Origin of the sequence: Eximiradius sp., from assembly GCA_937127445.1 — a bacterium.
Taxonomy (GTDB): domain Bacteria; phylum Bacteroidota; class Ignavibacteria; order Kapaibacteriales; family UBA2268; genus JAKIZO01.
Map to the genome: position 1 here is coordinate 78,899 of CAKZLY010000027.1, position 25,684 is coordinate 104,582.

19 protein-coding genes are annotated in these 25,684 nt (G+C 33.4%); 2 read left to right on the forward strand and 17 right to left on the reverse strand.

Annotated features, from left to right (window positions below):
• Positions 1 to 140: 140 nt before the first annotated feature.
• Both AC6QZF_RS08485 and AC6QZF_RS08490 read right to left on the reverse strand, forming a co-directional pair.
• Positions 141 to 10,505, reverse strand: coding sequence for a right-handed parallel beta-helix repeat-containing protein (locus tag AC6QZF_RS08485; RefSeq protein ID WP_499799450.1), 10,365 nt, complete (start codon positions 10,503 to 10,505; stop codon positions 141 to 143).
• A 199-nt stretch (positions 10,506 to 10,704) separates the two neighbouring features.
• Positions 10,705 to 11,256 (reverse strand): phosphatase PAP2 family protein, encoded by a 552-nt coding sequence (locus tag AC6QZF_RS08490; RefSeq protein ID WP_499799451.1) that lies wholly within the window; start codon positions 11,254 to 11,256, stop codon positions 10,705 to 10,707.
• 65 nt (positions 11,257 to 11,321) lie between these two features.
• Here AC6QZF_RS08490 and AC6QZF_RS08495 point away from each other — a divergent pair, with 65 nt between their 5' ends.
• Positions 11,322 to 12,029: a YggS family pyridoxal phosphate-dependent enzyme gene (locus tag AC6QZF_RS08495; RefSeq protein ID WP_499799452.1), complete on the forward strand. Its 708-nt coding sequence runs from the start codon at positions 11,322 to 11,324 to the stop codon at positions 12,027 to 12,029.
• Here the strand turns inward: AC6QZF_RS08495 and AC6QZF_RS08500 are convergent.
• From AC6QZF_RS08500 to AC6QZF_RS08570, 15 genes are all read right to left on the reverse strand, one after another.
• Entirely contained in the window at positions 12,026 to 13,363 is a 1,338-nt protein-coding gene (locus tag AC6QZF_RS08500) for a tetratricopeptide repeat protein (protein WP_499799453.1), read from the reverse strand. The genes AC6QZF_RS08495 and AC6QZF_RS08500 overlap by 4 nt on opposite strands.
• A gap of 167 nt (positions 13,364 to 13,530) precedes the next feature.
• Entirely contained in the window at positions 13,531 to 14,871 is a 1,341-nt protein-coding gene (locus AC6QZF_RS08505) for a sensor histidine kinase (protein WP_499799454.1), read from the reverse strand.
• 62 nt (positions 14,872 to 14,933) lie between these two features.
• A complete protein-coding gene (locus AC6QZF_RS08510) occupies positions 14,934 to 15,401 on the reverse strand; it encodes a hypothetical protein (RefSeq protein WP_499799455.1) in 468 nt (155 codons plus the stop codon).
• Positions 15,394 to 15,972, reverse strand: coding sequence for a CDP-diacylglycerol--glycerol-3-phosphate 3-phosphatidyltransferase (gene pgsA / locus AC6QZF_RS08515; RefSeq protein ID WP_499799456.1), 579 nt, complete (start codon positions 15,970 to 15,972; stop codon positions 15,394 to 15,396). Before pgsA ends, AC6QZF_RS08510 begins: the two co-directional genes overlap by 8 nt.
• Positions 15,969 to 16,739, reverse strand: a complete 771-nt coding sequence (gene tpiA / locus AC6QZF_RS08520; RefSeq protein ID WP_499799457.1) for a triose-phosphate isomerase — start codon at positions 16,737 to 16,739, stop codon at positions 15,969 to 15,971. The genes pgsA and tpiA overlap by 4 nt, the downstream gene beginning before the upstream one ends.
• Positions 16,736 to 17,293, reverse strand: coding sequence for an LPS export ABC transporter periplasmic protein LptC (lptC, locus tag AC6QZF_RS08525; RefSeq protein WP_499799458.1), 558 nt, complete (start codon positions 17,291 to 17,293; stop codon positions 16,736 to 16,738). The genes tpiA and lptC overlap by 4 nt, the downstream gene beginning before the upstream one ends.
• Entirely contained in the window at positions 17,286 to 18,077 is a 792-nt protein-coding gene (kdsA, locus tag AC6QZF_RS08530; protein ID WP_499799459.1) for a 3-deoxy-8-phosphooctulonate synthase, read from the reverse strand. Before kdsA ends, lptC begins: the two co-directional genes overlap by 8 nt.
• 2 nt (positions 18,078 to 18,079) lie before the next feature.
• Positions 18,080 to 19,330, reverse strand: coding sequence for a tetratricopeptide repeat protein (locus AC6QZF_RS08535; RefSeq protein WP_499799460.1), 1,251 nt, complete (start codon positions 19,328 to 19,330; stop codon positions 18,080 to 18,082).
• The gene (locus AC6QZF_RS08540; protein ID WP_499799461.1) at positions 19,327 to 19,767 is read right to left on the reverse strand and encodes an OsmC family protein; all 441 of its coding nucleotides are present in this window, start codon (positions 19,765 to 19,767) and stop codon (positions 19,327 to 19,329) included. The genes AC6QZF_RS08535 and AC6QZF_RS08540 overlap by 4 nt, the downstream gene beginning before the upstream one ends.
• A 55-nt stretch (positions 19,768 to 19,822) precedes the next feature.
• Positions 19,823 to 20,614: a sulfite exporter TauE/SafE family protein gene (locus AC6QZF_RS08545; RefSeq protein ID WP_499799462.1), complete on the reverse strand. Its 792-nt coding sequence runs from the start codon at positions 20,612 to 20,614 to the stop codon at positions 19,823 to 19,825.
• Positions 20,614 to 20,952: a hypothetical protein gene (locus AC6QZF_RS08550; protein WP_499799463.1), complete on the reverse strand. Its 339-nt coding sequence runs from the start codon at positions 20,950 to 20,952 to the stop codon at positions 20,614 to 20,616. The genes AC6QZF_RS08545 and AC6QZF_RS08550 overlap by 1 nt, the downstream gene beginning before the upstream one ends.
• Before the next feature lie 51 nt (positions 20,953 to 21,003).
• Positions 21,004 to 21,747 (reverse strand): DNA repair protein RecO, encoded by a 744-nt coding sequence (recO, locus tag AC6QZF_RS08555; protein ID WP_499799464.1) that lies wholly within the window; start codon positions 21,745 to 21,747, stop codon positions 21,004 to 21,006.
• A 30-nt stretch (positions 21,748 to 21,777) separates the two neighbouring features.
• Positions 21,778 to 22,857: a bifunctional phosphoglucose/phosphomannose isomerase gene (locus AC6QZF_RS08560; protein ID WP_499799465.1), complete on the reverse strand. Its 1,080-nt coding sequence runs from the start codon at positions 22,855 to 22,857 to the stop codon at positions 21,778 to 21,780.
• A gap of 196 nt (positions 22,858 to 23,053) precedes the next feature.
• Complete coding sequence (locus AC6QZF_RS08565; protein ID WP_499799466.1) at positions 23,054 to 23,374, reverse strand: DUF3467 domain-containing protein; 321 nt, start codon at positions 23,372 to 23,374, stop codon at positions 23,054 to 23,056.
• Between the two features lie 13 nt (positions 23,375 to 23,387).
• Positions 23,388 to 24,893 (reverse strand): tetratricopeptide repeat protein, encoded by a 1,506-nt coding sequence (locus tag AC6QZF_RS08570; RefSeq protein WP_499799467.1) that lies wholly within the window; start codon positions 24,891 to 24,893, stop codon positions 23,388 to 23,390.
• Between the two features lie 181 nt (positions 24,894 to 25,074).
• On the opposite strand from AC6QZF_RS08570, the gene AC6QZF_RS08575 reads away from it, so the two are divergent.
• Complete coding sequence (locus AC6QZF_RS08575) at positions 25,075 to 25,683, forward strand: YqaA family protein (protein ID WP_499799468.1); 609 nt, start codon at positions 25,075 to 25,077, stop codon at positions 25,681 to 25,683.
• Position 25,684 lies beyond the last annotated feature (1 nt).

The following is a 25,684-nucleotide window of genomic DNA, read 5'->3' on the forward strand; positions in this document are numbered from 1 at the left end:
TTTTGGACTTTATACGGACAATTATTGTCTTGATATTTGAATTAATACCCTTAACCAATAAGCACATTAATATGTTTTAATATAAAAAAAAACTGCCTCCCAAAATGAGAGGCAGCTTTTTATTGTTTTGAATAGTAGTATTATTTCACTATTACTACGTTATGAACTGCTGTTTCACCATTTCCAGAAACTCGTAAGAAGTAGTTACCGCTTGGCAACTGACCAGTTGCATTAGTCAATTCTATTGTAAAGTTATGAGAACCATTAGCTAAATTAACATTATTAACGTAAACTGTTTCACCAATTACATTAACAAGTTCAATGCGATACAAACCAACATTTTCAACTTCGAGAGCAAATGAAATTCTGTCGGTTGCTGGATTTGGAGTTAATGAAGTAATATGCAATGTAGTTGCAACTTCAATTTCGTCTGCATCTTTACGCGAAGTCTGGCGAGTACGTGGATTGTTTGCTGATAGTTCAGAAGAAGTGTTGTAAATAATTGCTCCACTATTTTGGTTGTACTCAAATACGTGGAATGTGTAATATTGCAAGCGTTCAAGACCAGTTACAGTAATTGGACCACTACCGGTGCCGTTGTAAACGATATAATAATCTTCGCCATTAACTGTATGCTTAGTAATTAGATTGCCGAAGAATGGATCAGCAAGATAATTAGTGTTGTTTTGCGGAATGAAGGCATTTGCGGGCCAGCTATTTTGTTTAGTAGCTACTACAATGCGACCGTTACCAGTACCATTAGTCCAGCTTAGAGTAATTTGAGTACGACCCCAGTTAATCCAATTGATTTGTGTGGCCTGATTTGGTAGAGTAATAACGTTGAGCGTAGCTACATTACTTGGAATTGTAGTACAACTTGTTACTAATGCACGGTATTGGTTGCCGTTCATACTATTTAAAATGTAAGTAAGCGATAAGGTATTAGATGTAGCGCCTGGAATATCGTTCCAAGTATTGCTACCATAAGGTTTAACCTGCCATTGAACTGTATTTGTAGGATCTTGTGTAGCAACAGTGAAAGTAACATTTGTATATTCTTGTGCATAAAGGTCAGTTGGTTGAGCTGTTATTACAGGAACTGGAATAACTGTAATTGCAAATGTTCCAGAATTTACGCATCCATTATTGTCAGTATAGGTATAAGTAATGGTGTGAGTACCAGCACCAGCTGCAACTGGGTCAAAAATGTTGTTTGCAACACCATTACCCGAATAAGTTCCACCCACAGGAGTTGCACTTGTCAGTGCAAATGGCGGATCAATAATACATACTGTTGAAGCATTAGGAACATTGATTGGTGGTAATGGGTTGACTGTTATTGTAAACTGAGCTGAGTTTGTACACCCTTTATTATCAGTATAGGTATACGTTACTGTGTAAGAACCGACACCGTAAACAGATGGATTAAATGAAGTGACAGGAGTTCCATTGATTAAGTATGTACCGCCAATTGGTGTTGCACCTACTAGATCGAACTGAGGAGCATCAATACAAACAGAGATGTTTTGCGGTACATTGATTACAGGCAATGGATTCACTGTAATTGTAAATTGTGCTGAATTTGTGCAATTGTACTCACCTGTATATGTATAAGTAATGGTATGAACGCCTGCACCAGCAGTAGCTGGATTAAATGTGGTGATAGGAATACCATTAAATGTATAAACACCACCCGTAGGAGTTCCACCAGAGAGAGTAATCGGATTGGCGTCAATACAAACTTCAAGATTATTAGGAGCAGTAACTACTATTGAATTAATAACTGTAATTGTAAAGTCAGCTGAATTAGTGCAACCATTAGCATCTGTATAAGAGTAAATAATAGTATGAACGCCAACACCGGCTACTGACGGGTTAAAGATACCGTTGGAAACACCAGGTCCGCTGTATGTTCCACCAACAGGCAAGCCACCTGTAAGAGTTTGAGGAGAACCAGCAACGCAAATTTCAAAATTAGCGGGTGCTGTAACAACTGGTAATGAATTGACGACTGCTGAAAAGCTTGCAGTGCCCGTATTACCATATGTATCAGCAATATTAGCAGTTAGCAAAGCATTACCGATATTATTCCAAACAACATTAATACCATTTGCAGTTGTTGTAATCTGTGCATTTAAGTTTGAAGTCCAGTTAATATTTGCAACTGAAACGTTACCAAGATTAATAGTGTAACTATTAGTGGAACCTATACAGACTGAATTAGGACCTGAGATTGGATTGATTGGATATGTATTGACATTTTGTATAGATGACCATTCTGATACTGCTAAGCCACGCTTAGCACGAACTTTGTATTGATACTGAGTATTTGCAGTTGCAAACAAGTCTACAAAATATGCACCGCTGGTAGTAGCATTTCCAACATCAATAATGTCATTGTTTAACCAAAGTTCAAATCCATCTATTGGCTGCGCAACGTTATAGTTCCAGTTTGCTGTAAACATATCGTAAGAAACGTTTGTTGCGGGCGCAACAATAGGTGGAGTAACATTAAACGCTGTTTCAACAAGACGTGGATTCATTACACCGGCAAATGGGTTGTAGCGAACACCACTATTGGTGTAATATTCAACAACAAACACATTGTAACGGGTTGAAGGTGTTAAGCCGGAAATTGTAACAGTACGAGCAGCACCTGTGAGTTGTTTTACAACATAAGTTCGTTTGCTGCCATAACGCAACTCAACAGCGTTTGCAAGGTTTCCATTTGTAGCGGCATAATTAGATAAATCACTGCTTAACGTTGCTATTAGCTCATACCAATCGTTTGAAGAAAGCTCATCTGGTGAAACAAGAACTAATCTTCCTTGACCATTACCATTTATCCAAGCAGCATTAATGGAAGTTGTACCAATATTGTTGAAAACAATAAAGCGTGCAGCGACATCATTATATTCTGGGATGTTTGCACCCTTAACGTTATTGGAAGCATTTCTTGCTATGCCATAAATATCAGTAGATGTCAGAATTACTGGGCTAATGAAATCAGGATCTGACAATACAGCATAAGTAACAAATGGCATATTAGTTTGGAATGGAACAACTTTCATCTTTGCATTAGCATCTTTTGTTGTTGCAGTTTGCCAAGCGGAAAGTGTAGTGTGAGCAGTTGAGTTGTTGATAGTGTAACCAATTCGTAAGTTGGATGAACCAGCTAATTGATAAATATTATGATCTAAATTATCGAACAGTGATGCATTATGAACATAATAAATGTAGTTTTGTGCAGTTGAAGCAGTAGTTTTATTAACAAATATGTTGTTTCTTACATCAACATCTTGGACAGAAGTATTGCTTACAAATAGAACACCCGAATAGCCAACACCACTATGAAGCATTCCATTCATAAGTACAGTATTGTTATAAATCCGGATATGACGACCATTGCTAATAAGAATAGCATATGGATTGTTTTGAACATAAGTTGGATTGACACTACCGTAGCCAGAAATGCCCCAAATCATATTGTTTTCAATATTTATTGGAGTTGAAGCGCTATTGACTGCATTACCACTTATGTTGATACCATATGCACAACCATTAGCACCTGCAGTAAATAATGTACTATTCAAATCAAATATCTTGTTACCTTTTATTGTCAAACCTTGATTAGCACCAGTTGAAACAAATATACCACTAACATTTGCAATGTTGTTATTCAATAATCCTGCATTAGTAATTGAGTTGTTCAGAATTTGAGCATTTGCACTTGTCTGAACAAAAATACCATACAAGCGGAAATGTTTTACTATATTATGCTCAACAACGGCATTTGCAGAGCTTACAAGATTTATACCATATTGGGCACCAGGATATAAATCCGGTTTAGAAGTAAAGATTTCGTTGTCCTTAACAAGAGCGTTGTTTGCTGAATTAATCACAATACCAATGTTTTGAGGATTAATAACAGTGTTGTTTTCTACAATAGGTGCGTTTAAGCTATAGAGCTCAAAACCATTGTATAACAATCCTGCAAACTCTTCTGCACCGAATGTATTATTCTTAATTACAACACCAGTTGGACGGTTAGCAACATGTCCCTGGAAGAGAATACCGCGTTTAGCATTAAGGAATTTGTTGTTTTCAATTACAACATTATTATTTGGAGCAATTGGAGTTGCACCAATTGTAGTAGCAGCACCAGAGAAAATACCAGCAGTATTATACAAGTTAATATCTTCTGTTGCAGTTGCTAAAATAGAATTCTTAATTTCAATATTCTCTGCACCAGCTGCTTCAGTATTCATAGAAGCGAGCCAAATAGCTACACCATTGGCTGTTGCAGTATTAATAACTTTGAGTCTGTAGTTTTCACCATTGAATTTAATTCTGTTAGCACCGTTAAGCTTGAACACAGCTCCATCGGCAACGTTTGCAGATATGGTTCTCAATGCTAAATTGTCAGTAGTTATAGTTATTGTGTGGCCCGTACCAAAGTATTCAGGGAACTCAGAAATATTTACCTGACCAGGTTCAGTAATATCAGATATTGCAACAAGAGATACATTGCCACCTACTAACGCACCATTATTGTAGATCTCATTGAAAAATGCTGTAAATGTTGGAAAGTGCGCATTTGAACCAGTACCAATGTTATATGTACCCATTAATACATAAGGTGCAGTCGTAAATGAGCGAGTTTCACTCCAATCAGACACATTAAATGAGCTGATTGCACGAACCCGCCAATAGTATGTAGTTGTATATCCAAGCTGTAAAGTTGTAGAAGTTGAAGTTACTACTTCAGTTTTAATAATATTTGTGAAGTATTGATCAGTTGCAACTTGAAAACGATACATTGTAGCTTCGCTTACAGGTTGCCAGCTAAATGATACATTTGCTAACACATCAACTGCATTATTTGTAGGCGCTACTAATGTAGGCATAGTAAGCGGTTGAACTGAAAATCCAAAGCGAACATTTGGCAAACTTGAACTTGAAGTTAGAGAAGTTGGCATATTGTTATCATCTCGGGCTGCTCTATGACGATTTGGTGTAACTGATGTAAATGCATAAGTTGGATATGCACTGATCCATGATTGATTATGTTTAACAACCAAAACACTTAAATTACTTGTTCCATTATAAACAAAAGGTGTTGTTAAATTCACTTGCATCCAACCTGATGTAGCATTATTTGTAAAGCTACCGTGATATACACGAGTATAGGTAGCAGAATCATAAGAACCTGTTGCGAGTGAGTTATCAGTTGTATGCTTCATAAATATTGAAACAGGTCCAATTGGATTTACATCTGTACCACCAACTTTGTTGTAAGCAATTGAAGTTATTGTCATTGGAAAACCAATTTCATTTGCAAGGTATATCGCTTCAGAGGCACTCATATTATAATAACGATCTAGTGGATAGGATTGCCCTGATGTACCAGTACCAATAGTAATGAAAGGAGTTGGAGATGCTACTGTACTGAATGATCGAACTACACTCCAAGCACTTTGATATTGGGTATTGTAGGCTTTCACTCTCCACCAGTATGAAGTATTAAAATCTAAACCATAATAAATATAGTTTGTTGTACTTGTATTAATTTCTGCTACTTTGTTCATCAGATATGCATCAGAATATATTTCAAGAATATAGCCAGTTGCATCTATGTTATTTTGCCATTGGAAAGCAACATTTATATTTAATCCAGTAGCTCCGTTAGCTGGTGCTACAAGAACAACTGGGAAAATAGCAGGACGAGTTGTAAATTGGCGTGTTTCAGACCATAAACCAGTATAGTTAGTATTTTTGCCACGAACTCGCCACCAGTATTGAGTTTCGTATTGCAAGTTTACAATTACACTTAATTCGGTTGTAGTTGTTGTATAATAAAGATTTGAGAAGTTTTCATCTGTTGCAATTTGAATTTCATACTGTGTTGCATCTACATTACTATTCCACGAGAAGATACTTTGAATTGGCAAATTCTGAGTGTTATTAGCAGGAGAAACTAATACAATTGGATAAATCGCAGGACGAGTTGTAAATTTCCAAGCTGGTGTAAATAAGCTTGTGTTTTGGTCATTATAGCCTTTTACACGCCAATAATAATCAGTAAGATATTGCAAGTTTGTTAATGTATACGATGTTGCAGTTGTATTGACTTCAACTAAAACAGTTGTGAACGTTGGACTCGTGGAAACTTGCAATACATAGCCAGTTGCATCTAATGCAGGTACCCAAGTTAATACTACTGAGCCAATTGGATGGTCAGTAGAGTTATTGGCCGGTGATAGCAACTCTGGTTCAAGCGTTTCAATTTCAAGAACACTGTTACCCGTTTGAGCAGACGCCGATCCATAGCTCACAATTGCTTTATAGGTACCAGCGTGAGTTGGATTCGTTGAAGAAATGGAAAGTGTGTTGTTGTTTATAGTAATGTTATTTACTCCACTCGTTATAGGATTGTTATTAAACAACCATTGATAAGTAAAGCCTGGGAAATGACCAGCAGGAACTGTACGAGCAATTCCATCAGCGAATGCAGTAACCGCTGGGACAAATGTCAAATCAAATGTTGCATTTGAACCTTTCTTTGTAAGAACTGGCAAATCAGTTTGAATAGTTATTGCAGATGGTTGTGCAATATCTGCACCTGCAAGATTATTGACAGATGTTCTTGTTTCGCCGTGAATATCAGTTGCAGGGATTCCTGTAAAGAGTGGTTTACGCAATGTTTCATCGAGTAGTGATGCTCCTTGAACAATAGGATTATTATGAGCAATAAATGTCAAATCACCATAAGTTGAGTTCTGATCAAAACCAAGTGGTGCAACAGCAGAAAGATACGCACTATATGTTGAAAGAGTTGTTGAACCTAATACTGCAAATACTGGTTTATTACCGCCATTGAAATAATGGTTATAATCAACATAATATGATAATGAATCATGATATGTAAAGTTCAGCCAATAGATAGTAGATTGAGCATTTGAAGAAACTTGGTTTGTAGCGTTAATAATTATATTGTTTCGAATTCGAACATTTTTTACTGTATTCGACACTATAAATATTGCTGAATTCCTTGGATTTAGTGAATTCGGAGCAATCGTTCCTGCCATATTGATTGTGTTGTGATAAATATTCACACCGTTAGTTGTCCCACCAATACGAATAGCGAAATCATTATCTGTAGTGCTTGTATTAGTATAGCCAAAAGAATATAAGTTGGATATAATATTATTTGCAATAGTAGCATTTGTAACAGTGGCAGCAATATTTATTCCATAAGCGCCATAACCACCAGTAGAAGCATTTGAAAGCCCTGTTATAATGTTTCCTTCAATCACAGGGTTATTGAATGTGCCGGAGGCAAGTTCAATAGCAGCAAGGTTAGGCGATGAAGCTAGAACCATATTTCGAATAACATTGTTTTTGATTACTGGAGCAACGCAACCATTTAAAATAATACCACGGACTCGAACAGTCATAGCATCAGCGATGTCACCAATATTATTTCCGATAATTTGCAGACCAGTTAAGCCATCACCTAATATTCTAATTCCGTGATAAGCACGTTTAATATTATTATTCAGTATGCTCAAATTATGGCTGGTAGCATTGTTGTTTGAGGAGCCTGTAACGTCGCGAAGCAATATTGCATAAACAGACGAACCAGTTCCATCTGTACCGATAATATTGAGATTTTTCAAAGTAATATCGGTCGCTCCATTTGTTGAACTACCAATTATTTCTATAATATTTGAAGATGTTGCTGCATTGATGTTTTGGATTGTCAGAGAATTCTCACCATTCAACAAGCCATCAAAAGTAATTCTATCCGCCTGATTAATCACAATACAAGAACCTGATTTATTAAATGTAAGTGTTCTAGCTTGTTGCGAAGGTTTAATTGTAACTGTAAAACCACTACCGCCTTCTTCTACAAGCTGATTAAGAGCTACTGTCCCTGGTTCAGTAATATCAGATACAATTTCAATAGTAACATTACCCGTTAAAACACCATTGTTTAAGGCATTAAATAACCCATTTGAACCTGTTAGAGTTGTAAATGTCTGATTTTCACCAACTTGATATGTGCCACTATAAGCAAAGGACAAAACATATGATGTAGTTACCCCTGTTACTGGGAAATTCCCAGCTACAAGTTCAGTTGAGTTTGGGTTTGTAGCAAAAGTCCCACTTGATGCTCCCACCAAAGCATTCGAAGAATTATCTTGTGCAATAACAAAGTATTGAATGACATCACCCGGTGCAACACCACCATAAATAAGAGAATAATCAAAAGTAAAAGTATATTCGTCTTGACCGGTTAAATTGCCAACAGTATATTTCCATCCATCAGATGTATTGTTGTTATCAACAAATGTGTTAGCGTTAGTTGTCTTTCTGTAATACAATCGAGGTGAATTTGTTGGATGAATTTCACTTACATCTGTAATTGTTGCAATAAGTGTTCTGTTTGTAAGCAAAGCGGTATTGCCAAGAGGTGTAAATGTAATAGAAGGAGGTATGGCATCGCCACTTTGTTCATAAGCCCCTAAGGTTGGAGCAGTATTTGAACGAGGATTTCCCAGAATATCAATAGTTACTGTTGATATTGGAGTACCTAACCCAACTACAGGAGAACCAACGAAAGGTGTCAATTCAGTATTTGAATTAAATAGAGGATCAATAGAAACAGAATTTATATCCTGAGTAACTATTGCTTGCCAGTCAGTCAATGTAGCCCGATCGCTACCTACAAAACCAAGAACTGCCTGTGAACCAGAAGCATAGTAATCATTATAATTAATAGTTGAGCCTGTTAAATTACCTGTTCCTGCAAGATATATAGCATATGCTTTAGAACCAGTAAAGCTTTGTCTTGAATTTGCAAAGATGTTATTGCGTATATTCAAACTGGTTGAACTAGTTGTAGTAACAAGCAATGCAGCAGATAAATTAGCTGCAGCATTAGTTGCCGTAGCTGTGCCAAATAAATTAATACTGTTGTGGTATATTTGGTGACCTGTCCCAGCAGCAATCCTTATTCCAGCAAGTGCATACGAAAGAGTAGTTTTATTTGAATTATCGAAAATACCAGCAATTACATTGTTAACAACAACACAGTTGTTTGGACTTGTCCCACCAATCCAAATTCCTTCAGCTTGATACGAGGTTGATGTTGAGGTAGAATAAATATTCTTAATAATATTTCTGCTGAAATTTACATTAGCCGAACCTGACGAATATATACCACGAGCGTCAGCACCGCTAATGTTGCTAATAGTATTTAGATATACATTTGATGTACCGGAAGATGAAAGATAAATACCACCACAAGCACTTGTTGAGGTAATAGAGGTAATATTTGAAATTGTGTTGTTATAAATATTACTATTAGCACCGGAAACAAGATAAATACCGTAAGTAGTTGATGTAGTATTGCAATTTCTTATTATGTTGTTAAAGGTATTACCAGCACTTGAACTTGCATAAACCCCATAAAAAGTTGTTCCAGAGCAATTCTCTATAGTATTGCCAGAAACATTGAAATTACCGCTTGAACTTATAAAATAAATACCACCAAAAGTGGAAGCACTTGTAATATTTTTAATAGTATTATTTGAAACTGTTGCACCAGTAGAAGACGTGAAATACATAGGATAGTATGAAGAAGAACCTGTGGTCACGCAGTTTTCTAACGTGTTACTTGTAATAACTGCATTTGGGGAATTTCCAAGATAAATATTATATTGAGTGGTTGAAGTATTGATATTAAAAGCATTACTGATAATATTAGGAGCAGAGCAATAGGATAAATAAATTGCATAATAAAGTCCATCACCCGCTGTTGCATTATTACCAAAATTATTGTTCGAAATGTTGATATTTGTAGCTTGACCAGTAGATAAGCCATTAATCCTTATCCCATAGTAAATTTTACGAAAATTATTATACTCAATTGTAAGATTATTAATCCCCGTTGCACCAGTTGTCAAAGTTGTTCCCGTAGCACCAGCAAGAATACCATAAATTGTTGATGTAGAAGGAGATGAACCAACAAAATTTACATATCTAATTATGTTGTTTTGTGGACCATCGCCAGCTGTAGTTTTAGTTAAACGAATGCAAATACCATTAGCAGAAGCATCATTTTGAATTGTAAGAGCAGGGGTTGAACCAGCTTGATTAATACGCCCATCGATAGTAACGTTATCTGCATCTTGAAGCTCGATTATTCCATAAGCTACATTACCCGAAATAGTAGCATTAGTTGTAGGATAAATATTAACCTGAGCATAATTAGCAGAACCGACACCGGACGCATTAAGCACAGCAATATCAGTTTCAGTCGTATTGCCAGTAATTTCGACATTAATAATGCCCTGATGAGTACCAGCATTAATAGCGTCGAAAGCTGCTTTAAGATTGCTGTATTGAATTCCATTAATCATCACTTGCGCATTTGCAAATGATGCAGCAGCCAAAGCAATGGCTAAAATTGAATAAAATCGTTTGAAAAAATTAAACATAGAAAACCTTTTATATTGTTAAAAATACTATGGTAATAAAATTGATGACAAAATAACATAGTAAAGAAAGTCAGTTTTCACCTTCTTATTAGAAAAACATACATATTTGAAATACTACTAATATATAATTTACTCCCAAAAAACTATAAATAGCTATAATTAGTAAAGTATTCTCAGAAGTTAATTTAACAAAAAAATACTAAAAAACAATATTAAATTTACTTTGAATAAAAAGAAATAATCTATAACATAAGTAACCAATAATAGAGCCGATCATTGCACCAGCAATTACATCTGATGGATAATGAACTCCACAGTAAACTCGAGTATAAGCAATAATTATTGCAATAGAAATAAAAATATACCAGTACCGCTTAAAAAAACCTGATAGTAGAATTGCAGCTGCAAAATTATTTACAGCGTGCGACGAAGGGAACGATTTTCCACTACCGCAGCTAACTAACAACCGAACATCAATAAGTTCGTGACAGGGGCGCAATCTTCCTACAAAACTTTTAATTACAGAGCTACTAAGCTGATCGGAAATCACAACAGTGATAACTAACAATAATGCTACAATTTGTCCACGGCGCCCACCTTTCCATATCAAAATAAATAGAGCAATTGCATAAACTGGCAATAAATACTTCTCCTTTGTAAGAATAGGCATTATCGCGTCAAACACTGGATTGACAAAAGCTTGATTAAACAGTCTAAACAAATACAAATCTATCCCGAATAGTGTTTCCATCTCCTCCATCTAATTGATTATTTCAAAATGTATTGCTATATTTGCTAAAAAGTATAGGTAAAAATATGAATAATGAAATAATTAAACAAAACTTTTTAAATATTAAATCTATAATCGAACAAACTTCAAAAAAATTTTCAAAAAATCCAGAAGATATTAAAATTATTGCTGTCAGTAAAACTCATAGAATAGATGCAATTTCTGCTGCATATTCGGCAGGCGCAAGAATTTTCGGTGAGAATTACGTTCAGGAATTAGTTGAAAAGCAATCTCAATTATCCGAAAAAGGGATTTTGCCAGAATGGCACTTCATTGGTCACTTGCAAACAAACAAAGTAAAGTATATTGCTCCATTTATATCCTTAATTCACTCAGTAGATAGCGAAAAATTAGCTTCGGAAATTGCTCGTCAGGCTGAAAAACACAACCGAACAATTGATATTTTGCTGCAAATCAACACTTCCGGCGAAATTTCAAAATTTGGCTGCGAACCGGATGAAGCAGTAAGCCTTGCTGAAAAAGTTTTGGGATTGCCTAACATAAAACTCAAAGGACTTATGACAATTGGTACATTCTCCAATAATGGAACTGTAATTAGAAAGGAATTTCGATTATTAAAAAGTATTTTAGAAGAAATTAACAACAAACTTGGACTGAATTTGGCCGAACTATCAATGGGTATGAGTCACGATTACGAAATTGCGATTGAGGAAGGTTCAACGATGGTTCGTATAGGAACTGCAATTTTTGGTGAGCGATATTACAATCGTTAATCTTTTTTGAATTTTTCGAGTAATTTTTGCATTTTTTCTGGATCTTTTTCGATATCTTCTATTGCTTTTCGTGTTTCTAAACTTCCTTTCTCGATTCCAAGCGAACGAGCAATTTCATTTAATCTTGCAGTCTCAATAATAAATTCTTTGCCAAGTTTCTCAATATTTTTTTGTTTTATTTTTCTTTGTTCTTCAACGAGGTTCATAGCAATTTCAAATTTAGCAGAAACAGTTTTTTTAGGTTTGATATCTGGTTCTATATCGCAAGCTTGCAAGTTTGCTTCTTTCTCAGTTTGTTCGGAGCGTATTACATCAATAATATTTTCGATGGCTTTTTGTTTATCTTCAAAGTTAATGTTTTCAGGTTTTGGTATAGTTTTTTCTTGTTTTATTTCATCGATGGAAGGCTTTTGCTGTTTTGAATAAGCACGAGCCGCCATCAATTTTGCAGTTTGATCAGTTTTTTTCTTATCATTGGCTTTGGAAGAATTATTTTTATCTTTTGGCTTATGTGTTTTTTTGAGTACTTCTCGCTGTTTTTTCTGTCGCCAACGAAGGTATAAGTAAACAACAAGCAAAAATAACCCAGCAACAATACCACCGACATAAGTCAGAATTTGTTTATAAATCGCTGGGATCTCGTCTTCGTTTTGGACAGTATCTTTAAATATAGTTTCAAATTTTTTTGCTAATTCACTTGTATCTTTTGATGATGATTTATCTTGAATTATCTTTGGAACTAAACTTAAATGCGAAACAGGCTCCAAGCACACTGTATCAGTTTCAATAATGTTTGCAAGTGAAATTTTAGGAGAATAAGTAAATCCAGTTTTGGATTGAAATAACTTTGCATATTTAGATGCACTATCTAATTGATCTTTTAGAGCATAGATTTGCGAGATTGCCGCATATAAATCAGGGACATCAACTCCGTTCAATTCAGCAAAACGTAAATTATGCACGGCAGAATTGATTTTACCTTGTTGCAAATACAAAAGTCCCAGATAAAATGCAGCTAATGGCTCTTGACGAAGGCTTGCAGAAAATAGCAACCGTTGAGCAACGTCTGTAATATTGTCTTCCAAAGCAAGCAGTCCTTGACGAAGCGTATCTTCAGACGGTGTTAAATCCATCCAACGGAAAGTCTCGACAATTATTGAACGAGTAAATGGCAATGAAACAGCAGTATATCCAGTTTGTTCATTTAAAGAAATATAAATTGTAAGACTATTTTTTTGCGAATTAACATAAACGTCATTTATTATGCCTTTACCTTGTTTCATTCGAGATGTATCAGCGACCAAACAATTATTCAAAGTAAGAATAATTTTCATTTTGTCGTCGGACAAATTGGATTTAAAGTTTATAGGAAAATTTTTGAAAAATAAGAATACTCTATTTTTATTGTCAATAGTAATGTTTTTCAGCATTTGCTGAGACAATAGAACATTGCTGCAAAAAATAAACGCAAAAATAAAAATCAATATTTTGCAATTAATCTTCACTCTGTTTTTGCGATTGGTAATACAATCCTAAAAGTAGTGCCTTTGCCAAACTCAGAAGCAAAAGAAATACGTCCTTTGTGATTATTAATTATTAGCTTTGAGATATATAGATTTATAGCAAGTTTCTCTTTTTCAGTAAAATGCGGTTCAAAAATATTTTGGAAATCTTCTTCTGCGATGCCTTCACCTGTATCAGCAATGCTAATTGAAGCTTTTTTATCGCTTTGCTTGAAACAACCAATAGTTATTGTCCCACCATTTGGCATAGCATCCCGAGCATTGAGCAAAATATTTAGTAGAACATGCTGAATTTGGTTCCGATAGCATTCGCAAAATATATTTTCATTATCAAAAGAAGTAATAATTTTAACATCTTTATTTTCAATTTGATGCTGCAAAATCGAAATTGTCTCTTTAATCAGATCTTGCAATATTATGATTTCTTTTGCCTCACTTGCATTAATTAAATTCTTAATAAAACCATTGAGATATTCAATACGTTCAATATTGCTTTGAATAATCTCTGCACGGCGTTCAATATTACCGATAGAGCGAGCAATTAAATTAACATTCGCTTTGATAATATTAATTGGACTATCCATTTCACGTGCAACAACACCCGAAATTTCACCAACGGACATAAGAATAGAAGTGTTTAACAATTGACTATTCAGCACATTAAACTTATTTGAAATTTCTTCTATTTGCTTTAATAGAATTAGATTTAACAATGCAGAAGATATTATTTGCAATGTATTTTGAAAAACAATTATTAGTTCTTCTTCGATAGCGTCGTGCTGAAGTATTGTGCTTGCGAGAAAAACGCCAAAACGCTTTTCATTTCGAGCAATAGGGAAAATAAGTATAGAATTTTGTTTGATAGCAGTTTCGTCAAAATTTGGAATTGCTTTAAAGCAATTTTGTTCGAAAATCCAATCTAAAATGCCCTGTTCTTCTAAATGGTAAATATAGTTATCTAAAAAAACAGATGTTTCGGAAGTGCTTATTGGCTTTAGTTCTCCATTTTTATCATAAAAATAGAAATTGCTCTCAATTGCAGATGCATTTTGCACAAATAATTTATGAGTTTTGTCTGCAAATTCTCTATCAGAAACGCATAAAGAAATATCAATTGCTGAATTAATCAGGTTTTGATAATAATGATGCTTTTGATAAAGTTCTATTTTATTAGTATCAGATTTAAATCGCTCAATTTCATTTTTCAAGTAATCGATTGTATTTTCAAGAGTTTCGATATATTCCTTTTGTTCAATAGATAAATTAAACTTCTGTTCTTCATTGTGTTCAGATATTTTATATTTACGACGATCAGCCATTGGATATATACACTTTTAATGTAATTATCAAAAATAATACAAAATTGAGTAATAAAAAATAATTATTTGTTATAAAGAGAAATCTGCAAAAGTAAAATTCCCAAAGCAATCAGTTGTGCAATAAAAAGAGATAAGACAGTTGCAAATGTAAGTTTACTAATTACTTCAATTGGACGAGATTTGTAAAAATCATATTTGATAAATGGTAAATGTAGCAATATCATATAAAGAAGTGCAAAAATCAGGTACCTTATCTCATCAATACTCACAAAATCAAGATTACTCACTAAAATAAAAGGTATTATTTTATCGAAAACAATTTTTCTTTTTGCAAACAATTTCTTTTCGTTGGTAATTAGTATAATTGAAATAGGGACACAAGCTACCGAAACGAGATTGATAAAAATAATTCGATAATCGTAAGGAACAATAGAAATTGCAATAAAAGCTATTAAAATTGGCAGAGCCAACTGCAAATGCTTTAACTCTCCTGTTCCCCAAAAATTTAAGATATCGATTTTTTTAACCATCAATTTTTGGAGTTAATAGTTGGTAAACGTATTCTATCAATGAAATTAGTGAAATAATAGTTATCAATAGCATTGAGTAATAAACATAATCAGAAAAAATTAAATTTCGAATAGTCATAGATGCTTCACCTTTTAAGTAAAAGCTTGAAAGATTAAGAGATAGAATTACGAAAATAAAAATCATTTGAAGTGTTGTTTTGAATTTTGCTATGAAAGACGTTTTGATTCTTTTATTCGAAACTTTTACTAATCTTAAAAAAGTTGTCAAAAAATCTCGCAATAGAATGATAACAACCATCCAAATAGGAACAATTTTAACAATCACAAAAGCAATAAAAACAGATGTAGTAAGGAATTTATCTGCAAGTGGATCTGCAAAAGCCCCCCATTCAGAAGTAGCATTCATTTTTCGAGCTATATATCCATCAAAAAAATCAGTTATTGCAGCTAACACAAAAATAATAGCAGCCAAAAGAATAAAATCTCTATTACTGCTCAGGAACAGCACAAAAAACAATGGTGCAGCCAATGCTCTAAAAAAAGTCAGAATATTAGGTAATTTGTTTATCATACGATATATTTTTCGGCTGTTTGAATAATGCTACAAAAACTATCACCTTTAAGAGAAGCTCCACCAATTAAACCACCATTTACATTCTCAATAGATAGTATCTCATCCGCATTTTTTTCAGATAGACTACCACCATATAGTAGATAAATATGATTAGCATTATCTCCAAATTTGTTAACCAAAAGTTGACGTAAAAAATTATGAGCTTCTTCTACTTGCTCTCTTGTTGCAGAAATACCTGTTCCAATTGCCCAAACAGGTTCGTAGGCTACAACAACTCTTGCAATTATTTCATTAGATACACCCGCCAAATCCTTGTCCAATTGATTTTTGAGAACATCGAAAGTTTTACCTTGATTTCTTTCTTCCAGTGTTTCGCCTATACATAAAATTGGTGTTAAATTATGCTCCAAAATAGCTAACAGTTTCTTATTAATTAATTCATCATCTTCCTTAAAATAAGAACGTCGTTCTGAATGACCAATAATGATATGACTAACGCCACAATATTCAAGCATTGGAATTGAGATTTCACCTGTGAAGGCACCTTTTTCCTCAAAATAGCAATTTTGAGCACCTAAAAGTAGTTCAGTATCCTTCACAATTTGTCCAATAGCATAAACACTTGTAAAAGGTGGACACACAAGGACACGAGATTTGAGCGTTGCATTAGTTTTCATAAATCCCAAAATGTATTCGACAAGCTTTTGCGATTCGAATACATTTGTGTTCATTTTCCAATTCCCAGCAACCAGCATATTTTTCATTGTTTTACTCCACTAACTTTATATATTTTATAATTTTTCAAATTTTGATCCGATTCAAATCCAAACCCTTCAATAATTTCAGATGGAGAAGTAATCCGAACAAAAACATTAGAAAAAAACTTTTGCTGGGAATGGCTCCATTTTAAGAAAGATGTTTCCAATCGAGTATTAGTGCTATCTGAATATACCACAATGTTCCCGAAAGCAAACATATCGAGGCTGTTATCATCAACACGTGCACTATCAGCAATCAGCCAGGTAGTTAACACTTGATTTTTATTGAACAATTCAAGCCTCAATCCACCATCAATTAAAGTTTCACTCCGTGAAGAGAAAACCCTACCTCGTTTTCCTTTAAGAATTGCTCTTGTCCAGTTCGAATCAATAAATCGGATATCAAAATTTTGAGCAATTTGGTCAGGTTGAATATCTAAATCAAGCGAATCAAGAGTATTGGGTCTTGAAGCTTTTTCCTCTTCGCAAGATGTTGTGGCAAAAATTAATGTTAGAAATATAAAAAAATAAACGATATTTTTTGTCAACAATTTAAGCATTCAGTTGCCGTTTGATAAATTCATTTAATTCTAAAATATTGTAAATAAAATTGTCTGATTCATCAAGTTTAATTTGAGTAGCTGAATCACTTTTTGCTTTTTCAGGTTCGGGATGGGTTTCAAAAAAAACACCGTCTATTCCAATTGCAACAGCCGAGCGAGCAAGTGATTTAACAAACTGACGATAACCACCTGATTGTTCTCCAAGCGATGGTTGCTGAAGTGAGTGTGTCGCATCATAAATTACAGGCAAACCGCTGCTTTTCATAACAATTAAAGAACGCATATCAACTACTAAATCGTGATAACCAAAAAAAGTTCCACGTTCAGTAAGCCACACTTGTTTGTTACCAGTTGAGATTACTTTTTCAGCAGCTTTTATTGCGTCTTTGGGTGCCATAAACTGAGCCTTCTTGATATTTACAATTTTACCTGTTTTTCCTGCTGCAACAAGTAAATCGGTTTGACGAGAGAGAAAAGCTGGGATTTGCAAAACATCAACATATTTTGCAGCAAGTTGGGCATTATCTGGACCATGAATATCCGTTAGGGAACGAAGATTATATTTTGAAGAATATTTCTTAATCCATTCAAGGGCAATTTCATCACCAACACCTTGAAAAGAATTAACACTTGTTCGATTTGCTTTTCTGAAGGATGCTTTATAATAAAAAACACAATTGTATTTTCTTGCTATCTGTGATAAGTGCTCTGTTGTCTGTGCAACAATTTCCTCACTTTCGGCAAGGCAAGGACCTGCAATAATAATAAATTTATTATCCATAGCTACTTCGATTTAAGTTGTTGAATTTCTTTTTCAGCTTTCTCAATATATGAAGAAAGCCCAGGGACACTATCTGCAATTTTAATAAATTCAGAAAAATCATTTATGGCATTCTCATTTTGTCCAATCATTTTATAAGCAAGAGCTCTATTGAAATATACTTGTGGTTGATTAGAATTAATTAGCAAGGCTTTAGAGAAATTTTCCACGGCTTTGGAATAATTTTTCAAGTTGTATTCAGCATTGCCTGCTTTAATGAAAAGATTTGAATTATTCGCAGAAATATCAATTGCTTTGTAATAATAAGTTAATGCTTTATCGAATTCATTTTTCTCAAAATGGACTTCCCCAAGACCAAAATTAGCATTAAAATTCTGTGGATTGATTTGTATTACTTTCTCATAATCACTCAAAGAGCGTTCATACATTTCAAGCTCAAAATATATTGCAGCACGATTAAGCAAAGCGTTTTCATTGAAACCGTTTTGTTCAATCACTTTATCTAAATCACTAATAGCATCAATTTTTTTCCCCATTTCATACAAAGCAATAGCACGACCAAGCAAAGCATCTTTATCGTTTGGATTTGCTTGAAGATATTTATTAAAATCACCCAGGGCATCTTTATAGTTATTCAATTGTGACAAAATAAAAGCTCGCAGACGATAATTTAAAATTTGGTCTGGGTTTAACTTAATAGATTGATTAATATCGAATAGAGCTCTTTGGTATTCAGCAATTAGATAATACATTTCTGCACGAGCTTGATAATAATTAGGATTTTTAGGACTGAGATTAATTGCAGCGGAGAAGTCGGCAATTGCTTTCTGATAATCTTTCTTTTCTGAATGAAGAACTCCACGACTATAATAAGTGGAAGATTTTTCTGGGTCTATCTTTATGATATTATTAATTTCATCGATTGATTCATCAAATTTCTTTTGTCTCATCAATGATTGCACTAAATTTTCTCGATATTCAATTGAATTGCTATCAAATTCAATTGCTTTTCTAAAGCACAATTCAGCTGAGTAAGCACTATCCATTGCAATTAATATAGCACCTTTAAGATTATAAGTATGTTCGTTTTGAGCTTTTAGTAGCACACTATCTATTAATGATAGAGCTACTTGATAGTTTCTATTGTGATATTCTTGAACAGATTTATTGAACATAAGCAAAACATCATCACTTAGTTGAGCACGAGACAAGTAAAAAGAACAGATAATAAATATAAAAATATAGTTTTTCATTTCAAATACTCATTAATATCTATGACTTCACCTTTTATTTTGAAAATTGTTTCAATCTTTATTTCAGTGTTTAAGCTTCTTGAAACGGGGCAACTTTTAATAATGTTTACGAATAGTTTTTTGCCTTCTTCATCAAGATATATTGGGAAATCAATATCAAGATAAATAGTAGAAATTCTTCTATAAGGAACGTTTGTCATTTCCTTTTTAGCAGAAATACGCAAACCTTGAATATCAAGATTGCGACCACGAGCAGCAATACCCATAATTGTTGCTATACACGAAGCAATAGAAGCAGCTGTAAGATCAGTAGGTGATATATATTCAGCTCTACCGTGGTTATCTATGGGTGCATCTGTTAAAAAACTTGTTTGAGAAGGTTCGTGAGTAACCTTACAATGCAAATCACCTAAATATTCGACATTTATTGTAACCATATCTGCCTAATTATCTAACAATGTTTATACAAAATTAACAAAATGACATAAATATTTATGTTTTATTTGCAATCGATCCTCCTACAATAAAATCCAATGCCATAAGCAGTAAAAAAATACCATAAATAATTTTTACGTATTTAGTTCTTAGAGATAAAGTAATTTTTGCACCAATAATTGCTCCAAAAACAATGCCAATTGCAATAGCAATAGCAAAATTCAATACAATAAAACCATTGTTGAAATAAACAATCACGCCTGGCAACCCAACCGGCAGTAGCAATGCACCTAATGATGTACCAATCGCATTTTTGGGATGAAACCGAAGCACATACATTAGAAATGGTGTAATTACAAGCCCACCACCAATACCAAACATTCCCGAAAGAATTCCAGCTAGCACTCCAATAAACAATGGGAATAAGGGCGAAACGGTATTTTTATATTCATAGACAATTTTTTCAGACTTATTCTTTTTTATAAGCTCTAATGGCTTAATAAAATAGAAACTCACAAATAATAGAAAAATACCGTATATTATTTTTAAAATTTTAGAACTAATAGCTGCAACAGCTTCTGCTCCAAAATATACTCCAATAGATAACCCCAAAGCAATCAAGGCAGCAACTTTAATATTTAAAAAACCAGATTTATAGAATTTTATACAGGCAAAAATCCCAACAGGCAATAAAAGTGCGGCAAGAGAAGTCCCAGTGGCTATGTGCAAAGGCAACGAAAAGATAATAATTAAAGCTGGAACAATTACTACCCCACCACCAATGCCAAACATACCAGCCGCAATTCCAGCAATAGTACCAATTATTAGAGCAATTATTATATCGAACATTAATAATCTTCTCCTTTTTGGGCAAGTTCCAAACGTTTTTTTTCGATTATTTTTAGTTTATTCGCGACAGCTTTGGCAAGATTAATTTTCCGAGCATTTGCATAATTTAGTAAAGCGATAAAAGTATCTGCAGCTTCATCAGCTATTTGTTCCAGTTGGACAAATTTTCCTTTCCAAATTTTTTTTTCTAAATTAGCTAATTCTCCTGCTTCTCCATTTAATTCTAAACAAAAAAATTCAGGGCTACGTTGTAGAAAATATTGATTTTGGTAACCATCAAAATCTCTTTGGATGTTAGCCAGGTATTCTTCTAATAATTCAAAATATCCATTAATCATTTCTCCACTCCATTATTTTCAAGCACTATAAAAGTAAATATTGAAAAATTTCTATAGTAATCCCATTAAATAAAAAGACTTATATTCAAATTTTCTCTCAAAGTGAAAACTAAAATATTTTTCGAAAAACGACAAAACCTTTGAGAATGCAATTTTGTTTTCAGGGACAGTATCTAAAAGATTCAGTGGTAATCTAAATATATTTTGTAAATATAAAGCAGTTTGATAATCAAAAATTAATGTATTTTTCTGATTTGAGCCTAACATAATTGGTCGTCCATCTTCAATAGAAAAGGCATATTTTTCGTTTTTCGGTAAATCATTATCAAGCATAAAATCAAATTGAAGCCAAAAACCAAGAGTTTCTGCAAGCTTAAACTGTGAAGCAACAAAAAAATTAAACGGATTTGAAGAGATATTGTTTAATAAATTTAAAATATTTACTGAATAATCAAACAAGTCTTCAAAAGCATTGTTTTCACCTAATGAAAGATAGAAAGATTCTATCATCATCATTCCACAAGTAATGTGCTCGAGCGAAGAAAAAATTGCATTCATTGGTACAACATTCGATGCAGATGCCAGTAAATGCAGCCCTTCCCTATTTTTGTCATAGTAAGTAATTTCCAGAATACTCATCGGTTGCGATACAAAATGCAATTTGCTTTTAGGATTGCGCAGTCCTTTTCCAATAAGAGATATTCTCCCTTTTTCGCGGGTAAAAACCGAAATAATTTTGCTCGATTCACCGAAATCAAACGAATGTAAAACAATAGCAAGCTGCTTCTGGATCATCACTTCAAATAATTATTTTGAGCTAACATATCAACTTTTGCTTAATATGTCTTTCATTTTGGAAATTAGCGGTATTGGTGTAGGGTCTTGTCCATTAAGCAAAGCAAGCCAATAGCTTACCCAATCACCTAAATAGATTAAATCGAAAATACGTTCAAGCAAACTATCAGCATCACTTTGAAGCTCAATTACTACATTACCCATATCAGAAAAAATTTGTTTAATTGCTTTAAAACGCTTTGAAATTTGTGGATTTTCGTCTTTATCACGTAGCAGAATAAAAACAAAGTGATTGATTAACAAACTTGGTTCAATCCAGGAATTAATTTCGTTATGATTCATTTCAGGAAGCAATCCACCAAAAGCTAAATTCTTGGAATTTTCTTGAATTTGACCACGCCAACGAAGATTTACAACGTCTAATGTATTTTCGGATGAATAAATTACAGGTATTTTCCCTTTAATTTGTTTCGCAATTGAAAATGAAAGATTACGATTGGTATTTTCTGAATAGATTTTTGATTTGTTGATTAATAACTCTATGGTAGTTTCAATATTATTTAATATTATCTTTGAAATGTTGTTTTTGGTAGCATTAATGCGAATTAGAAACAATAGCAAGGTGAAAAAAGAATAACCAAGTGCGCATCTTGGCATAAAACCTGATGGAATATTTATAACAGGATAACCGTCTTTTCTGGCTAATTCTTCGAGTTTTCCCCCACTTGTAATAGCTAATATATTTTTTGTACGACTCTTTGCTAAATTATAAGCAGAAATGGTTTCTTCTGTTCCTCCTGAATAAGATGATGCAACCACATACCAGCTTTCGTCAATATAGTTTGGAATTTCATAATTTCTGTTAATGAAAATTTGAAGGTGATTCGCACCCGGCATTTGTTTGCAAAAAGAACGCAGCAAATCGCCGCCAATTGCCGAACCACCCATTCCAAGTATTAAAAATTTAGTCGGCAAAATATCAATATTATAATAAATTTCACAATTTCTAGCAATTTCGATCGCTTCTTTTATTTGTTGTGGGAAATCGAGCAATACTTGAAACATTGAAGCAGAATCAAATTTTCTCAAATCATCAAAATTCTCAATCATCTTTAACCTTTTTCGATTTACAATTAATTAACATGAAAATTACAAAAAATTTCAATACAATATTAATCTTATTGACCTTTGTTTAATATTTTTTTATGTTAAGAAGAGAATTAAAATAGAACTATTCATATTTTTTTACAATTAATAAAAAAAGAGGCTGATATAGAACTCAGCCTCTTGATAAATGATATATAAACTAATTAACCTTAGGAGTGCCAGTATCGAAACCTTCAAACAGTTTCCCCATAGGCCCATCAATATTGATTTCGCCAAAAGTCGTTTCGTATTTACGAATATTATCGTTTAAAGCACGAAGTAGTAATTTTGCATGTTGGGGTGTCATAATAATTCGCGACATAACTTTTGCTTTTGGCACACCTGGAAGCAACCGAGTAAAATCAAATACAAACTCCGCAGGCGAATGCGAAATAATTGCTAAGTTCGAATAAATACCTTCGGCTTCTTTTTCGCCGAGTTCTATACTGATCTGTTGTGGCTGATTTTCTTTCTTATCCATAAAAACACCTATATTATTTAAGACTTTCAAATTTTGACTGAACTTCTTTAAGTTTCTTTTCGTTTTTCATATCACTATAGATTTTAATCATTTTTAGATAATAATTGGATTTTTTACTATCGTCAATTTTATTTTCAATTGCTTCTAATTTAAAAACAACAGCATCTAATTTATTCTTTTCGTTTGTTACTAAATAAATATTGGCAAGTTCAGCCAGAACGTCCATATCATCTTTGAATTGCTCGGTATTAAGAGAGCGTTCAAAATAATCAGCTGAATTTCTAAGATGAGGCATAAACGCTTCAACATTAATTTTGTATTTAGGATCCTTGTCTAATTTATCTTGCTCAGAAACCTGGATTTTATATGCTTTGTTTTTGTATGCAGACGCAATATTTCTTAGCGCAAAATCATAATTTGGGTCAATAGATAGTGATTTTTGATATTTTTCAATAGCACTATCATAATTACCGAAATTCATCAATAATGAGCCATATTGTTCCCAATAAATTTTATTTTCAGGATCAGCTTTGATCAGTTCTTCCATTTCTTTAATAGCAACATCTTTCTTATCCAGTTCAATATAAAGGTTAATCAAAGAAGTGTTTGCATCGGCATTATAAGGTTCTAAAATTGTAAGCAATTTAACATAACTGAGAGCAGCTTCTTTGTTTTTCAAACTGTGATAATAATATGATGCAAGAGCTCCTATTGGAGAACTATTAAGTGGAGTGAATTGCGTTTGCTCGGCAGGCAACCAATCTCTTGGTGGATTAACACGCCAACCTGCAACTTGCCATTGACCATTTGCCTTATCAGAGAAGAAATAAACAGTACGACCTTTAACAACATAAGTATCGGTTCTGATTGAATCGCCCGACATATTGATTGAAGAATTTACTTTTGATGGCTTTCCAAACTTTTCAGATAACTTTTCAGTTGGGAAATTAATATAAACATTGTTTGCCTTTGCAAAATCTAATTCAGGTTTAATATTTTCAACATATTTGTTGTAAGCTTCCATTGCTTTTTCTTGGTCGCCTTTAAGCTCGTGAAGGCTTGCTTCAATAATGTAGAAGTCAACAATACGAGGCATATAATATGTGCCAATTTGAGTAAAAGTAACGCCTTTGATGTATGCTTGTTCATCTTTTGTTTTATTATATTTAGCATAGTTGTTCCAAGCCTCGTTATATGCATTTACCCAAAGAGCATTTCGCATACCAACTTTTCTTTCTTTAATAATACTAATAGTATCTTTATCCATCAACTCTTTGAAAACAAGATGAGCATTTTCAATGTCACGCAGTTGAATATATGAATCTGCAAGTAAAAGTTTTGCTTCATAATTATTAGGATTTTTCTGAATTTCAAGTTTCGCGAATTCAACTGCTTTTTGGTAATCTTTGTTTTGATACGCAACTTTAGCTGTGGTCATTTCACGTGAAGAACACTGTGAACCTTGCATCAACAATGCAGAAACTACCAAAATTAATACAATTTTAAAGCACTTTTTCAATTTTTTGTCTCCTATAATTATTTGTAATTTTCAGTTTATAAAAAATATAATTTATTGAAAATAGTCGAATTCTCAAAATTAATATAAGAATTATTGGCAATCATAAATTATCATAGAATATAAAATCGATTTTTTGATTAATTTTGTTTTTTCCAAAATTATAATTATAATTATAATTATTATGATTTTAACAAAAGTTCAAAAATGGATGAAATATGGCAAGGAATGGATGGAGAGCTTTGCAAACAAGCCTTATGCCTTTCAAGCGTTATTTATTATTTCTTTCATAGAAGCTTCTTTCTTTCCGTTGCCACCTGATATATTGTTGCTTGCAATTGCAATAAGCGCTCCGGAACAAGGATTTAGAGCTGCTTTTTGGTGTACAATTGGTTCAGTGATAGGTGGAATTGGTGGCTATTACATTGGTTGGGGATTGATGGAAATAGTTGGCAACAGAATCATCGATTTTTATCACGCACAAGATGCTTGGCTAAGAATTGTTGAAGCATATAATAGTGAAGTTGGGATATGGTTTCTTGCTTTAGCTTCATTTACACCTATACCTTATAAAGTTGCTACAATTGCAGCTGGTGCAGTAAATATGGAGTTTTTCTCATTCGTTGGGGTTTCCCTAATTGGAAGAGCTGCAAGATTTACTCTTGTTGGCGGTCTAATTTATTTCTTAGGTCCCAAAATAAAATATTTCATAGACAAATACTTCGATAAATTATCAATTGCTTTTGCAATACTCTTAATTGGAGGATTTGTAGCAATAAAATATATATTTTAAA

Bases quoted from the DNA above. Each gene is read 5' to 3' on its own strand.
- AC6QZF_RS08485 (WP_499799450.1), bottom strand. From the start codon at position 10,505: ATGTTTAATTTTTTCAAACGATTTTATTCAATTTTAGCCATTGCTTTG.
- AC6QZF_RS08490 (WP_499799451.1), bottom strand. From the start codon at position 11,256: ATGGAAACACTATTCGGGATAGATTTGTATTTGTTTAGACTGTTTAAT.
- AC6QZF_RS08495 (WP_499799452.1), top strand. From the start codon at position 11,322: ATGAATAATGAAATAATTAAACAAAACTTTTTAAATATTAAATCTATA.
- AC6QZF_RS08500 (WP_499799453.1), bottom strand. From the start codon at position 13,363: ATGAAAATTATTCTTACTTTGAATAATTGTTTGGTCGCTGATACATCT.
- AC6QZF_RS08505 (WP_499799454.1), bottom strand. From the start codon at position 14,871: ATGGCTGATCGTCGTAAATATAAAATATCTGAACACAATGAAGAACAG.
- AC6QZF_RS08510 (WP_499799455.1), bottom strand. From the start codon at position 15,401: ATGGTTAAAAAAATCGATATCTTAAATTTTTGGGGAACAGGAGAGTTA.
- pgsA (WP_499799456.1), bottom strand. From the start codon at position 15,972: ATGATAAACAAATTACCTAATATTCTGACTTTTTTTAGAGCATTGGCT.
- tpiA (WP_499799457.1), bottom strand. From the start codon at position 16,739: ATGAAAAATATGCTGGTTGCTGGGAATTGGAAAATGAACACAAATGTA.
- lptC (WP_499799458.1), bottom strand. From the start codon at position 17,293: ATGCTTAAATTGTTGACAAAAAATATCGTTTATTTTTTTATATTTCTA.
- kdsA (WP_499799459.1), bottom strand. From the start codon at position 18,077: ATGGATAATAAATTTATTATTATTGCAGGTCCTTGCCTTGCCGAAAGT.
- AC6QZF_RS08535 (WP_499799460.1), bottom strand. From the start codon at position 19,330: ATGAAAAACTATATTTTTATATTTATTATCTGTTCTTTTTACTTGTCT.
- AC6QZF_RS08540 (WP_499799461.1), bottom strand. From the start codon at position 19,767: ATGGTTACAATAAATGTCGAATATTTAGGTGATTTGCATTGTAAGGTT.
- AC6QZF_RS08545 (WP_499799462.1), bottom strand. From the start codon at position 20,614: ATGTTCGATATAATAATTGCTCTAATAATTGGTACTATTGCTGGAATT.
- AC6QZF_RS08550 (WP_499799463.1), bottom strand. From the start codon at position 20,952: ATGATTAATGGATATTTTGAATTATTAGAAGAATACCTGGCTAACATC.
- recO (WP_499799464.1), bottom strand. From the start codon at position 21,747: ATGATCCAGAAGCAGCTTGCTATTGTTTTACATTCGTTTGATTTCGGT.
- AC6QZF_RS08560 (WP_499799465.1), bottom strand. From the start codon at position 22,857: ATGATTGAGAATTTTGATGATTTGAGAAAATTTGATTCTGCTTCAATG.
- AC6QZF_RS08565 (WP_499799466.1), bottom strand. From the start codon at position 23,374: ATGGATAAGAAAGAAAATCAGCCACAACAGATCAGTATAGAACTCGGC.
- AC6QZF_RS08575 (WP_499799468.1), top strand. From the start codon at position 25,075: ATGATTTTAACAAAAGTTCAAAAATGGATGAAATATGGCAAGGAATGG.